Genomic DNA, 13,098 nt, shown 5'->3' with positions numbered 1-13,098 from the left:
CAGATGGCCGCACCGACCATCCGCTCCGCCCTGCCCTCCGACGAGGCGGCCTGGCGCAAGCTGTGGCGCGGCTACTGCGACTTCTACGAAGCGCGCGTGTCCGAGGAGGTGACCAACCGCACCTGGAAGCGCATCCTCGACCCGGATTCCGCGGTGATGTGCATCGTCGCCGAGGTCGACGGCCAGGTGTACGGCTTCGCCAACTGCGTGGTCCACGAAAACACCTGGGAGACACAGCCGGTCTGCTACCTCGAGGACCTGTTCGTCACGCCGTCGGCGCGCGGGCACGGCATCGGCCGCGCGCTGATCGAGTGGCTGCGCAACGCGATGCGGGCCGAAGGCTGGGCGCGGCTGTACTGGCACACGCGCGAGGACAACTCGCAGGCGCGCAAACTCTACGACCGCTTTGCGGAAGCCGACGACTTCGTGCGCTACGTGATCCGCCAGAAATAGGAGAGACCGCATGTACCGCCTGCATTGCTTCGCCCAGTCAGGCAACTGCTTCAAGGTGGCGTTCGCGCTGGAGGCCATGAAGCAGCCCTGGGAGGCCGTCCCCATGGACTTCGCGGGCTTCGTCGCGGGCACCACGCGCGACCCGTCGTGGCGCGCCAGCGTCAACGAGATGGGCGAGGCGCCGGTGCTCGAGGACGACGGCAAGCGCCTGACGCAGTCGGCCGCGATCCTGCTGCGCCTGGCCGAACGCCACGGGCGCTTCGGCGGTCGCGACGAGGACGAACGCTTCGAGGTGATGCGCTGGCTGTTCTTCGACAACCACAAGTTCACCAGCTACTTCGCCACGTGGCGCTTCACCAAGTCGTTCGGCGCGACGGCGCCGGATCCCACCATCGAGAAGTTCCTGCGCGGCCGCATCGACAACGCGCTGGGCATCGTCGAGAAGCACCTGGCCACGCAGCCCTACATGGTGGGCGACGCGCCGACCCTCGCCGACATCTCCATGTGCGCCTACCTGCTCTACCCGAAGGAAGAGCACGGCTACGACATCGCGGCCACGCACCCCAACATCGCGAAATGGCTGGACCGGGTGCGCGCGATCGAAGGCTGGCAGCACCCCTACGACCTGCTGCCCGGGGAGCGCGTCGCGCCGAAGTGGTGATGCGCGGCTAGGCCACGCGGAAGTTCACGAACTGCCAGGGATCGCCGGCGTCCTTTTCTTCCGCGAAGAGCTCGCTGCGGTCCTTGAGCGGCGTCCAGTCGCCCCACACGCCGACCACCTCGCCCAGGAACGGGCGCGCGACGTCGAGCACGAGCTCGTGGTCCACGTCTTCCGGCTCCACCAGCCCGGCCCTGGGGTTCTGCAGCGCCCAGACCATCCCGCCGAGGATGCCCGCCACCACCTGCAGGGTGGTCGCGCTGTTGCACGGCGCGATCTCGCGCGCTTCCTGGATCGACAGGCGTGAGCCATACCAGTAGACGCCGCGCGGGTTGCCCATGAGGAGCACGCCCAGCTCGTCGATGCCCGAGCCGATCTCGTCGCGCAGGATGCGGTGCTTGCGCTGCAGCTTCCAGTTCGCGCCGGCAAGCTCGTGCACGGACAGCACGGCGTCGTCGCACGGGTGGTAGGCGTAGTGCACGGTGGGCCGGTATGCGACGCGCCCGCCTTCGCGCAGCGTCAGGTGGTCGGCGATGGACACCGACTCCGCGTGCGTCACGAGGAAGCCGTGGTAGGGACCTTGCAGCGGCGTCCAGCTGCGCACGCGCGTGGCCAGGCCCGCGCGCTGCAGGTAGATGGCCGCGTCGCAGCCCGTGGCGTGGCGCGCGCCGTCATCGGGCAGCACGCGCTCGTGCGTGCCCCAGCCCAGTTCAGCGGGCTGCAGGCCCTCGTCGACGAAGGCTTCGACCGACCAGGTGTTGACGAACTCGCCGACCGCCTTGCGCTTCGTGGCCACCTGCGTGTCGCGCTCGGCGACGTGGATCACCTTGACGCCGAGCTCGCGTGCCAGCGCCGGCCAGTCGCGCGACGCCGCCACGCCGGTCTCGCGCGCCATCTGCGTCAGCGCCTGCTTGACGAACTGCGACACGAGGCCGGGGTTGGCGCCCTGCGTGAGGAGCGCCGTGGGCCCGTTGCGGTTCGCGCGACCCCAGCCCAGCGCTTCCTCGCGCAAGGCGTAGTTGGAGCGCTCGGGGACGGACAGCTGCGCGTCGACGTAACGGCCCAGCCACGGCTCGGTGCAGGTGTCCAGGTAGAACGCGCCGCGGGCGCTGCAGAAGCGGATCAGCTCCAGGCTCGCCACGTGGACGGAGGTATTGAGCAGGAAGTCGCCGGCGCCGAGCAGCGGGCCCAGAACGGCTTCGAGGTTGCCGGGATAGACCCCCGTGGGGATCACGCGCGCCGCGAATTCAGCGGCCTCCCCTTCGTGGCGCGCGTCGGGTGACACGACCGTGATGCGCGCGGGCTCGACGCCGAGGACCGGCTCGAGCAGCGGCAGCACGCCGCGGCCCACGCTCCCGAAACCGAGGATCACGACCCGTCCGCCGAAGAAGGCGCGGCGGGCCGCCTGGACGCGCCGCCCCGTCACGGGCCGAGGGGCGGCTGCGCCGCGTCGACCAGGCGGGTGCGATTGCAGTTGGCGGGAATGGTTCGTGTACGCATGCGGCCTCCGCGGCGTCTTGTGGATGCGCCTAGCGTAGCAAGTTTGCCGCGCGGCGGGTCGCGCCGGGCGGGGGCGCGCTACTTGCGCGCGGCGGCCTTCTTGGCCGCCACGCCCCAGTGGACGCCGTTGGCGGTGAGGTAATCGCGGATCAGGCGCCGCATGACCTGGGAGGGGGTCATGTCCTGCGCGTGGCACAGCTTCTCGAAAGCTTCCTTGCGCGCGGGATCGATCAGGACCGTGAGCCGGGCTGTCTTGTTCTCCATGGCGGGCTCAATGTTAACCGAATGATAATCGGACGTGGCCCGGGAGCGTCGCGCGCCCGCGACGCGGCAATGGCTGCGCGGCGCCGCTACTTGCGCGGCTTCTTCTTCTCGGCGGCCATGTAGTTGACCCCGTGCTTCTCGAGGTACTGCCGGATGAGTTGCCTGACCATCTGCGAAGAAGTGATGTCCTGCGAGGAGCAGAGTTCCTCGAAGGCCTTCTTCTTGGCCGGGTCGATCAGGATCGTCAATCGCGCTTTTTCTTCCATCCGCTCACCAAGACTGCCGGTTAACAACATGATAATACTGTGCGCTTAACCTGACCGCTGGATGGTAGTGCTTTTGCGCCGGATGCGCTAGGACTCGGCCTCGGATTTGCGTTGTGCCGCCACTACGCGGGTGTCCGAAAATTTCTGTGAACCCGGCTGCGCGTCCGACACGCGTGAGCGAATTCGCCGTCGACCCGGCTGTAGGACAAAGCCGCAACCGCCGTCGGCCACCTGCCCATGCCGAGCGGCAAAGCCATAATCTCCCGGTGTCCGAGGCCAACTCATCAGCCCGTGACGAGGGCTCGTCGCGGCGCGACGATTCCATCGAAGCCCGCTTCCAGCTCCTGATCGAAGCTGTCACGGACTACGGGATCTTCATCCTCGACCCGCAGGGCCACATCGCGTCGTGGAACACGGGCGCGCAGAACATCGAGGGCTACACGGCCGACGAGGTGATCGGCCGCCACTTCTCCATCTTCTACCCGCCCGAGGCGGTGGCGCGCGGCTGGCCCGAGGAGGAGCTGCGCCGCGCCGTCGAGTTCGGCCGCCTCGAGGACGAAGGCTGGCGCGTGCGCAAGGACGGCACGCGCTTCTGGGCCAACGTCGCCATCACGCCGATCTACGACGGCTCGGGGCAGCTCACGGGCTTCGCGAAAGTCACGCGCGACCTGTCGGAGCGCCGCGCCCACGAGGAGCAGTTGCGCGCCGGCGAGGAACGCCTGCGCCTGCTGGTGGAGAACGTGCGCGACTACGCCATCTTCATGCTCGACGAGGACGGCATCGTGCGCAGCTGGAACCAGGGCGCGCGCGCGATCAACGGCTACGAAGCCGACGAGATCATCGGCAAGCCCCTGTCCACCTTCTACACACCGCAGGACCGCGACGCCGGCAAGCCCGACGCGGAGCTCGAGGCCGCGCGCCTGTTCGGCCGCGTCGAGAACGAAGGCTGGCGCGTGCGCAAGGACGGCACGGTGTTCTGGGTCAACGCCGTGGTCAGCGCCATCCGCGCGCCCGACGGCAAGCTGATCGGCTTCGCCAAGGTCACGCGCGACATGACGGAGCGCCGCCGCCTCGAGGAGCTGGAGCGCTCCAGCCGGCGCATGAACGAATTCCTGGCGATGCTCGCGCACGAGCTGCGCAACCCGCTGGCGCCGATCCGCAACGCGGTAACCGTGATGCAGCTCGAGGAGTTGCCTTCGCCCGCGCTGCGCAACTGCCGCGACATCATCGACCGCCAGCTCACGCACGTCACGCGGCTGGTGGACGACCTGCTGGACATCGGGCGCATCTCCACGGGCAAGGTCAAGCTGCGCCTGGAGGTCGTGCGCCTGGGCGAGGTGATCTCGCGCAGCGTCGAGGCCGCCAAGCCCCTGGTGGAGTCGCGCCGCCACCAGCTCGAGGTCGACATGCCGCCGGAGCCGGTCTACGTCAACGCCGACCCGACGCGGCTCGCGCAGATCCTGCAGAACCTGCTGGTCAACGCCGCCAAGTACACGCCCGACGGCGGGAAGATCGCGGTGAAGGTGCGCTCGGCCGAAGGCTTCGTGATGCTGTCCGTCACCGACAACGGCCGCGGCATCTCGCCGGACGACCTCGAGACCATCTTCGAGCTGTTCCGCCAGGCGCATACCGACTCGCCGAACGAAAGCGGGCTGGGCATCGGCCTCACCCTGGCGCGATCGCTGGCCGAGATGCACGGCGGCACGCTGGAGGCGAAGAGCGCCGGCCCGGGCCAGGGCAGCACCTTCTCGGTCCGCCTGCCGGCCGTCGAGACCGCCGGGGCGGAAGCCTTCCCCGCGTCCAAGCCGGAGACCGAGGGCCGCCGCGTGCTGGTCGTGGACGACAACCGCGACTCCGCCGACACGACCACCGCCATCCTGCGCCTGCTGGGCAACGAGGTCGAGTCGGCCTATTCGGGGTCGGCAGCCATCGACGTCGGGCGCCACTTCCGGCCCAACGTCGTGCTGCTGGACATCGCCATGCCCGGCATGGACGGTTTCGAAACCCTCAAGCGCATGCGCGCCATGCCGGGGCTGCCGAAGCTGTTCGCGATCGCGATGACCGGCTACGGCACGCAGGAAGACAAGCGCCGCACGCTGGAGGCGGGCTTCGACGCCCACCTGACCAAGCCGGTGGAGCTGGACGCGCTGGTCAACCTGCTGAACGAAGCGCGCGCCGGCGCAACGGCCTGAGGCCGCCGCGCCGCGCGCCCTTGCCTACTGCCGCGGTTCGCCGCGCGCGTTCACGCGGATGGTCGGGCCGGGCGGGTACTTCATCTGCACGTGGTGTTCCGTGTTGTTGTGGAAGTACACGACGTCGTAGTACTCCGGCTGCGCATTCGCCACGTTCTCGCAGCGCTGCACGTCGCGATTGACCACGCGCGAGCCGCCCGCGTTGTTGTTGGCGATGTTGGAGCCGACCACGGCGCCGGCGACGGCGCCGCCGGCCGTGGCGAGGTCCTTGCCCGTGCCGCCGCCGACCTGGTGGCCCAGGATGCCGCCGACAATGCCGCCGATCACCGCACCGCCGATGTTCGGCTCGTTGCTGCGCGCCGGCGCCGCTTCCGCGACCTGCTGGCGCTCGACCCAGCAACGCTGGCTGGGCGGGCCGGAGATGCCGCGCACCTGCGCCACCGGCACCTCGTACGTTTCCTCGCCGCCGCGCACGCGCCAGCGCGGCTCGGGCGCGGGCATGGGCACCGCGGCCACCGGCTCGGCGCGGCTGCGGCCTTCGAACGGGCGCACGGAGGAGATCGAGTTGTTCAGGCCCGCTTCACGCAGCGACGGGTAGCTGCCGCGGCGCAGGACCACGCAGCGGCCTTCGAAGCGCGCGTGCTCGCAGACTTCCCAGCGGCCGCGGTCGACGATGATGGACGAGACGCGGTCGTTCATGCCGGTGCGCTGCAGGTTCCACAGCTTCTCGTTGGTGGTGATGGCCCGGCCGCGGAAGCCCTCGCCTTCGTACAGCGTGATCTGCGCGGCGGCCTGCCCGGCCGCGACCAGCGCGGCGGCGGCCATGATGGCGTGGAGGGTACGTTTCATTTCTTCGGCTCCTGTTGTTGGGCTCCTGTGCCCGGTGCCTATTCAACGGCCATCACGGCCGGGCTGTCGACAGGCGCAGGTAACTGCTGAGTGAAGATGTGTTACTGCAGTGCAGCTTGATGAGCTGGCGCCGCGGCCTTATGGTCGCGCTGCCGCGCTGGGCGGCGAGGAGGATTCAGCATGAAAAGAGAGCAGTTCTTCGCGATCTCGGGCGTGATCGGCGCCCTGTTCGGTCTTGGCTTCCTGCTGCTGCCCGACCTGTCGCTGCGCAACTACGGTGTCCCCACCGACCCGTTCAACCTGATGCAGGCGCGCTACTTCGGCTCGGCGCTGCTGGCGGTGGGGCTCATCACCTTCCTCGCACGCGAGACGCAGGACGCCGTCGCCGTGCGCGCGCTGCTGCTGGGCAACCTGGTGGGCGACGCCGCCGGCGGGATCGTCACGCTGATGGCGCTGGGCATGATGAACGCCATGGCGTGGAGTTCGGTCGTCATCTACGCCCTGTTCGCGGGCGCCAGCGCGTACTACCTGTTCGCGACGAAACCGCAGGCCCAGGCCGCGTCGGCCTGAAGCCGCGCGCTACTGCGCGAAGAGGTCCTTGTACTTCTCGCGCAGCAGGTTCTTCTGCACCTTGCCCATGGTGTTGCGCGGCAGCTCGTCGACGACGAAGCAGCGCTTGGGGATCTTGAAGTTGGCCAGCTGCGACTTGAGCGTCGCGACGACTTCGTCGCCCTCCAGCGCGGCGCCGGGCTTGGGGATCACCACCGCCACGCCGACTTCGCCGAAATCGGGATGCGGCACGCCGACGAGCGCGCTCTCGGCCACGCCCGGCATCTCGTTGATGTAGCCCTCGATCTCGGCCGGGTAGACGTTGTAGCCGCCGCTGATGATCAGGTCCTTGCTGCGCCCGACGATGGTCACGTAGCCGTCGGCGTCGATCTTGCCGACGTCGCCGGTCCTGAACCAGCCGTCGTCGGTGAACTCCTCCTTCGTCTTCTCGGGCATCCGCCAGTAGCCCTTGAACACATTGGGTCCGCGCACCTGGATGCCGCCGATCTCGCCGGTGTGCAGCGCGCCGCCCTGCTCGTCGCGCACGCGCACGCCGACGCCCGGCAGCGGGTAGCCCACGGTGCCGCCGCGCCGCTCGCCGCCGCTGTAGGGGTTGGAGGTGAGCATCACGGTCTCGCTCATGCCGTAGCGCTCGAGGATGGTGTGGCCCGTGCGCTCCTGCCACTCGTTGAAGGTCTCGATCAGCAGCGGCGCCGAGCCCGAGACGAACAGGCGCATGTTCTTCACCGCTTCGCGGTCGAGCGTTTTCTCGCCGAGCATGCGCACGTACAGCGTCGGCACGCCCATGAAGACGGTGGCCCGGCGCATGGCCGCCACCGTCGCCTTCGGGTCGAACTTGCCGAACCAGATCATCTTGCTGCCGTTGAGCAGCGCGCCGTGCAGCGCGACGAACAGGCCGTGCACGTGGAAGATGGGCAGGGCGTGGATCAGCACGTCGCCTTCGCGCCAGCCCCAGTATTCCTTGAGCACCTGCGCGTTGGACAGCAGGTTGCCGTGCGTGAGCATCGCGCCCTTGCTGCGCCCGGTGGTGCCGCTGGTGTACAGGATGGCCGCGAGGTCGTCGGCCTCGCGCGCAACGGCCTCGTGCACGTCGCTGTGGTGCGCCGCGCGGTCCAGCAGCGAGCCGGTGCGGTCGTCGTTCAGCGTGAAGACGTGCTTCGTGCCGGCCTTGAACGCGATGCGGCTGACCCAGCCGAAGTTCTTGCCGGTGCACACGACGACGGCGGGTTCGGCATTGCCGACGAAGTACTCGATCTCCGCGCCCTGGTAGGCGGTGTTGAGCGGCAGGAAGACGTAGCCCGCGCGCAGCGTCGCCAGGTACAGCATCATGGCCTCGACCGACTTGTCGACCTGCACGGCGATGCGCGAGCCTTCCGGCAACGCCAGCGCGCGCAGCAGGTTGGCCATCATCGCCGTGGCGCGGTCGAGGTCGCGCCAGGAATACACGAGGCCGCCGTCGGTCTCGACGGCCGGCTGGTCCAGGTTGGAAGGGAAAGCGGCGCGGAGCGCGGAGAACAGGTTCATCAGTCGAGTTTCGCACCCGAGGCCTTCACGACCGCCGCCCAGCGCGTCACCTCGGAGTGGATGAACGAGCCGAACTGCTGCTGCGACATGTTGGGGAAGTCCGCGCCGTTGCTGGCCCAGATCGCCTTGAGTTCGTCGGTCTGGATGGCCTTGCGCACCTCGTCGACGATGCGCGCCTGCAGGTCCTGCGGCATGCCCTTGGGCGCCCACAGGCCGTACCACGTCGTCACGGTGTAGTCGGGCAGGCCGACTTCGGCGGCGCACGGCACGTCCGGGAACGCGGGGTTGCGCTTGGCGCCCGCGACCATCAACGCCTTGATGCGGCCGCCCTTGATGTGCGCGGACGACGAACCCAGGCCGTCGAACATCATGTCGACGTTGCCGGAGATCAGGTCCTGCAGCGCGGGACCGGCGCCGCGGTACGGGATGTGCGTGATGAAGGTCTTGGTCTGCTGCTTGAACAGCTCGCCCGCCAGGTGGTGCGACGTGCCGCTGCCGGCCGACGCGTAGTTGTAGCGCCCGGGGCTCTTGCGCAGCAGCTCGATGAAAGCCTTGTAGTTGGCCGCTTCGATGCGCTTGGGGTTGACCACGACGACCTGCGGCACCATCGCGACCAGCGTGAGCGGGATGAAGTCCTTCTCCAGGTCGTAATCGAGCTTGGGGTACATCGACGGCGCGATCGTGTGGTGCACCGCGCCCATGAAGAGGTTGTAGCCGTCGTTCGCCGCGCGCGACGCAATGCTCGCGCCCACCGTGCCGCCCGCGCCGCCGCGGTTGTCGATCACCAGCTGCTTGCCCGTCTGCTTGGCGAACTGCGCCGCCAGCGGCCGCGCGAACGCGTCGGTGCCGCCGCCCGCGGGGAACGGCACGACCATCATGACGGGCTTGGACGGCCACGCGGACGCTTGCGCGTGCGCGGCGAAGGGCGAAGCCAGGGTGCCGGCGGCCGCCGCGCACAGGAGCTCGCGCCGGGTGAGGCGGGCGTGTTGCATGTTTGTCTCCTTGTCCTTGTGAATCGGCTGCGAATCAAAGATAGAGGTCTTCGATCGCGCCAGAAATCGGGATTTGTCCTTGCGCGAGCATCGACCGGTGCTTGTCGAGCCGCTTGAGGTCATACAAATAGTTCACCATGAGCCCATAGGACTGCTTGAGACCCTTGGCCGATGGATCCGCGGCCCAGTTCAGCCGCTCGACGCGCGCGCCATTGCCGAGGTGGAAACGCGCGACGGGATCGAGCGGGCGCCCCTCCTGTTTTTCCTGCCCGAGGTAGCGCGCAGCCCATCCGAGCAGCTGCCGCCGTTGCGGTGACTTCGCCGGCAACGCCAGCGGATCATCGAGTGCAGCGACCAGCTCAGCCGGCGCGTTCTTCTGCACCCACGAGCGCAGGCCCGGGATGGGCGACAGCGTGGCGAAGCATTTGAGGCGCGGGAATTCCGCCTTGAGGATGTCGACCACGCGCTTGATCAGCGAATCGCCGAAGCTCACGCCGCGCAGGCCCGGCTGCGTGTTGCTGATCGAGTAGAAGATCGCGGTGGTCGCGCGCTCGAGGTCGGCCGGCGCGCCCTCCTCGTCGAGCAGCGGCGTGATCGAGTCGGCCATCTCGTCGACCAGCGCCACCTCCACGAAGATCAGCGGCTCGCCCGGCAGGCTGGCGTGGAAGAAGCCGTAGCAGCGGCGGTCGCTGTCCAGGCGGTTCTTCACGTCGCTCCAGCTGCGGATGTCGTGCACGGCCTCGTACTTGATCAGTTTTTCCACCAGCGACGCCGGCGAGTCCCAGCTGATGCGCTGCAGGTCGAGGAAGGCCACGTCGAACCAGGTCGAGAACATGTATTCCATCTCGACGTCGAGGGCGAGCAGGCGACGGTCGGACTTGAGCGCGGCCTGCATCTCGGCGCGCATCTCCACGAGGAAACGGATGCCGCCCTGCGCGGCGCTCATGCGCTGCAGGAGCCGCCGGCGCGGCGAGACGGTCGCGCGGCGGTACATCACTTCCGCGGCCGCTTCATCGGGCGTGCCGACGGCCGCGTCGTAGATCGCGCGCGCCTCCTTCACCCGCTGCGGGTCCTGCAGGAACTGCTCGCTCATGAGCAGCCACATGTCGCGGCGCTGCTCGGGCGTCGCGTGCTGGTACCAGTCGATGACGCCCTGCGCGCGCCGGCCGCCTTCGACCTCGCCTACCTGCGCGTCGACGACGGCCTGCAATTCGGCAAGCGTGCGGCGTAGCACGCGCGGCGACAACGCCTCTTCGCCGCGGCGCAAGGTCGCCTTGAGTCTTTCGCGGGTCGATCGCTGCATCACTTCGCTCATGGAGAGAGCCTCGTTCGTTGCTGGCGGGCGAGTTCGCGCAGCGCCTCGCGCTGGCGGTTGAGGTGCGTGCGCATGGCGGCGTCGGCGCCGTCGGGGTCGCGCGCCTTCAGGGCCGCGAACACCGCCATGTGCTCCGACAGGCTCTGGTCCAGCCGGCCGGGCGCGCTCAACTGCTGCAGCCGCGCGAGCTTCAGGATCTTGCGCAGGTCGCCGATCACCTGCGCGAGCCAGCGGTTGTCGGCCAGCTGGATGATCGCCTCGTGGATCGCGAAGTTGGCGGCGTAATAGTCGGCGATGCGCTTGGCCTTGGCGTGGCGCTGCAGCTTGTCGTGCAGCGCCTCGAGCGCCTGCAGGTCGGCATCGGTGGCGTGCTCGGCCGCGAGGCGCGCGCACTGCCCTTCCAGCAAGGCGATGACCGGGAAGATCTCGTCGAGGTCCTGCACCGTCACCTCGTTGACGAAGCTGCCGCGGCGCGGCTCGTGCCGCACCAGGCCCTCGGCGGTGAGCACCTTCAGCGCCTCGCGCAGCGGCGTGCGCGAGATCTTGAGCTTGCCCGCGAGCTTCACCTCGTCCAGGAACGTGCCCGGCATCAGCTCGCCGGCGAAGATCCGGTCGCGCAGCTGCGCCGCGACTTCGTCGTGGAGGGAGTTGTGGACCAAGCGCATGCCGTAATTATGGGTAATTACGGGTAATCATGGCAAGGGGAAAACCCGTGCCGGGGCCTGTGGAAACTACGGACGGGCGGGGACGGGCTGCGGCCGGCGCGCGGCCCACACCCACAGCGCGATGCCGGCGACCACCATGGGCACGCACAGCCATTGCCCCATGGTCAGGCCCGTCGACTGCTGGAGCGCAACCAGGTGCGCGTCGGGCTCGCGGAAATACTCGGCAATGAAGCGCAGCAGGCCGTAGCCGATGAGGAAGGCCGCGGACACCTGCGCCTGCGGCCGCGGCTTGCGCGCGAACAGCCACAGCACCACGAAGAGCAACAGCCCTTCGAGCAGGAACTGGTACACCTGCGAGGGGTGGCGGGGCACCATCGAGCCGCTTTGCGGGAACACCATGGCCCACGGCAGGTCGTCCGGCGCCGGGCGGCCCCACAGCTCGCCGTTGATGAAGTTGCCCACGCGCCCCGCCGCCAGCCCCGGCGGCACGCAAGGCGCGATGAAGTCCATCACCTGCCAGAACGGCCGGCCGCGCGAGCGCGCGAACCACCACTGCGCCACGATCACCCCGAGCATGCCGCCGTGGAAGCTCATGCCGCCCAGCCACACGGCGAAGATCTCCAGCGGGTGCGTGAGGTAGTACTCGGGCTTGTAGAACAGGCAGTAGCCCAGCCGCCCGCCGACGATGACGCCGAGCACGCCGAGGAAGAGCATGTCCTCCACGTCCTTGCGCGACCACGCGCCGAGGCCCTGGATGGACGCGTACGGCTCGTGCCGCAGCCGGCGCGAGGCCAGGAACATGAACAGGCCGAAGGCCGCGAGGTACGTGATGCCGTACCAGTGGATGGAGACCGGCCCGAGGTGGACCGCCACCGGGTCGATCCGGGGATACATCAAAGCCATGCGCTTATTGTGCCCGCTTGAGTTGCGGGCGGGCGAAGGCGAGGAAGCGCTCGAGCGCCGGCGGCACGCGCGCGCCCGCCCACACCAGGCTGGTCTCGCATTCGGGCACGCGCTGCACGGCGCGGTAGACCACGCCGGCCCTGCGGAACTCGCGCACGCTGTCGGGCACCCAGGCGATGCCCAGCCCCGCGGCGACGAGGTTGACGATGGTCTGCATCTGGATCGCTTCTTGCGCAACGTGCGGCATGCGGCCGCGCGCGTGGTACAGGCCGAACACCGCGTCGTGCAGCGAAGGCACGATGCGGCGCGGGAAGATCACGAGCGGCTCGGCCAGCAACGCGTCCAGGCGCAGCGCGCGCGCGCGGGCCAGCGCATGCTGTTCGGGGATGGCGGCGACCAGCGGCTCGCGGCCGATGCGCAAGTGCTGCAGCTGCGGCGGCGCGAAGCCGGGCGAGTGGATGATGAAGCCGGCGTCGACGTCGCCGCGCTCCAGCGCCGGCAGCTGGACGTCGCCCGTGGCTTCGATGAGCTCGAACGCCACCTGCGGATGCTGGGCGCGAAACGCCCTCACCCACTGCGGCAGCAGGCCGAAGCCGACGGTGGAGACGAACGCGAGGCGCAGGCGGCCGATCTCGCCGTGAGCCGCCGCGCGTGCATGCGCGGGCAAGGCCGCCGCGCGCGCCAGCAGCTCGCGCGCCTCCGGGATGAGCGCCGCGCCGGCCGGCGTGAGCTTCACGCTGCGCTTGGTGCGCTCGAACAGGCGCGCGCCGATACGCTCCTCCAGCAGCGCGATCGCCTGTGTCAGCGGCGGCTGGGTGATGTGCAGGCGCAGCGCCGCGCGGCCGAAGTGCAGCTCCTCGGCCACGGCGAGGAACTGGCGCCACAGACGCAGCTCGACGACGGGCTCACTCATATGCCTCGCATATTAATCGATGCTGGAAAACGGA

The 13,098-nt window shown here is 69.1% G+C and carries 14 protein-coding genes; 4 read left to right on the top strand and 10 right to left on the bottom strand.

All coding sequences use genetic code 11. From position 1 onward, the window contains the following. The first annotated feature begins 3 nt into the window (after positions 1-3). Positions 4-453: a GNAT family N-acetyltransferase gene (locus WG903_RS11135; protein WP_340075257.1), complete on the top strand. Its 450-nt coding sequence runs from the start codon at positions 4-6 to the stop codon at positions 451-453. Between the two features lie 10 nt (positions 454-463). Next, entirely contained in the window at positions 464-1,114 is a 651-nt protein-coding gene (locus WG903_RS11130; RefSeq protein WP_340075255.1) for a glutathione S-transferase family protein, read from the top strand. 7 nt (positions 1,115-1,121) lie between these two features. Here WG903_RS11130 and WG903_RS11125 read toward each other — a convergent pair whose 3' ends face one another. The 3 genes from WG903_RS11125 to WG903_RS11115 form a co-directional block, all read right to left on the bottom strand. Continuing rightward, positions 1,122-2,537, bottom strand: a complete 1,416-nt coding sequence (locus WG903_RS11125) for a homospermidine synthase (protein WP_340075253.1) — start codon at positions 2,535-2,537, stop codon at positions 1,122-1,124. 152 nt (positions 2,538-2,689) lie between these two features. Further along, the gene (locus WG903_RS11120; RefSeq protein WP_340075251.1) at positions 2,690-2,875 is read right to left on the bottom strand and encodes a ribbon-helix-helix protein, CopG family; all 186 of its coding nucleotides are present in this window, start codon (positions 2,873-2,875) and stop codon (positions 2,690-2,692) included. 86 nt (positions 2,876-2,961) lie between these two features. Next, on the bottom strand, positions 2,962-3,141 hold the full coding sequence (locus WG903_RS11115) for a ribbon-helix-helix protein, CopG family (RefSeq protein ID WP_340075249.1): 180 nt from the start codon (positions 3,139-3,141) through the stop codon (positions 2,962-2,964). A 323-nt stretch (positions 3,142-3,464) separates the two neighbouring features. Between WG903_RS11115 and WG903_RS11110 the strand changes: the two genes are divergently transcribed. After that, positions 3,465-5,333, top strand: a complete 1,869-nt coding sequence (locus WG903_RS11110; RefSeq protein ID WP_445263628.1) for a hybrid sensor histidine kinase/response regulator — start codon at positions 3,465-3,467, stop codon at positions 5,331-5,333. Between the two features lie 24 nt (positions 5,334-5,357). Here the strand turns inward: WG903_RS11110 and WG903_RS11105 are convergent, their stop codons facing one another. Continuing rightward, on the bottom strand, positions 5,358-6,182 hold the full coding sequence (locus tag WG903_RS11105; protein ID WP_340075245.1) for a beta/gamma crystallin-related protein: 825 nt from the start codon (positions 6,180-6,182) through the stop codon (positions 5,358-5,360). Between the two features lie 180 nt (positions 6,183-6,362). On the opposite strand from WG903_RS11105, the gene WG903_RS11100 reads away from it, so the two are divergent. Next, complete coding sequence (locus WG903_RS11100) at positions 6,363-6,752, top strand: hypothetical protein (protein ID WP_340075243.1); 390 nt, start codon at positions 6,363-6,365, stop codon at positions 6,750-6,752. A gap of 9 nt (positions 6,753-6,761) precedes the next feature. Here the strand turns inward: WG903_RS11100 and WG903_RS11095 are convergent, their stop codons facing one another. The 6 genes from WG903_RS11095 to WG903_RS11070 form a co-directional block, all read right to left on the bottom strand. Beyond that, positions 6,762-8,276, bottom strand: a complete 1,515-nt coding sequence (locus WG903_RS11095; RefSeq protein ID WP_340075241.1) for a malonate--CoA ligase — start codon at positions 8,274-8,276, stop codon at positions 6,762-6,764. Continuing rightward, positions 8,276-9,268: a Bug family tripartite tricarboxylate transporter substrate binding protein gene (locus WG903_RS11090; RefSeq protein WP_340075239.1), complete on the bottom strand. Its 993-nt coding sequence runs from the start codon at positions 9,266-9,268 to the stop codon at positions 8,276-8,278. The genes WG903_RS11095 and WG903_RS11090 overlap by 1 nt, the downstream gene beginning before the upstream one ends. Before the next feature lie 34 nt (positions 9,269-9,302). Then, positions 9,303-10,571: a malonyl-CoA decarboxylase gene (locus WG903_RS11085; RefSeq protein WP_445263593.1), complete on the bottom strand. Its 1,269-nt coding sequence runs from the start codon at positions 10,569-10,571 to the stop codon at positions 9,303-9,305. 8 nt (positions 10,572-10,579) lie between these two features. Next, positions 10,580-11,248, bottom strand: a complete 669-nt coding sequence (locus tag WG903_RS11080) for a GntR family transcriptional regulator (protein WP_340075235.1) — start codon at positions 11,246-11,248, stop codon at positions 10,580-10,582. 66 nt (positions 11,249-11,314) lie between these two features. Continuing rightward, positions 11,315-12,151, bottom strand: coding sequence for a prolipoprotein diacylglyceryl transferase (gene lgt / locus WG903_RS11075; protein WP_340075232.1), 837 nt, complete (start codon positions 12,149-12,151; stop codon positions 11,315-11,317). A 4-nt stretch (positions 12,152-12,155) separates the two neighbouring features. Beyond that, the gene (locus tag WG903_RS11070) at positions 12,156-13,064 is read right to left on the bottom strand and encodes a LysR family transcriptional regulator (RefSeq protein ID WP_340075230.1); all 909 of its coding nucleotides are present in this window, start codon (positions 13,062-13,064) and stop codon (positions 12,156-12,158) included. Positions 13,065-13,098: the final 34 nt, after the last annotated feature.

Origin of the sequence: Ramlibacter sp. PS4R-6, from assembly GCF_037572775.1 — a bacterium.
GTDB lineage: Bacteria > Pseudomonadota > Gammaproteobacteria > Burkholderiales > Burkholderiaceae_C > Ramlibacter.
The sequence above is the reverse complement of the archived record's forward strand: the minus strand, read 5'-3'. Positions and strand labels throughout refer to the sequence as shown.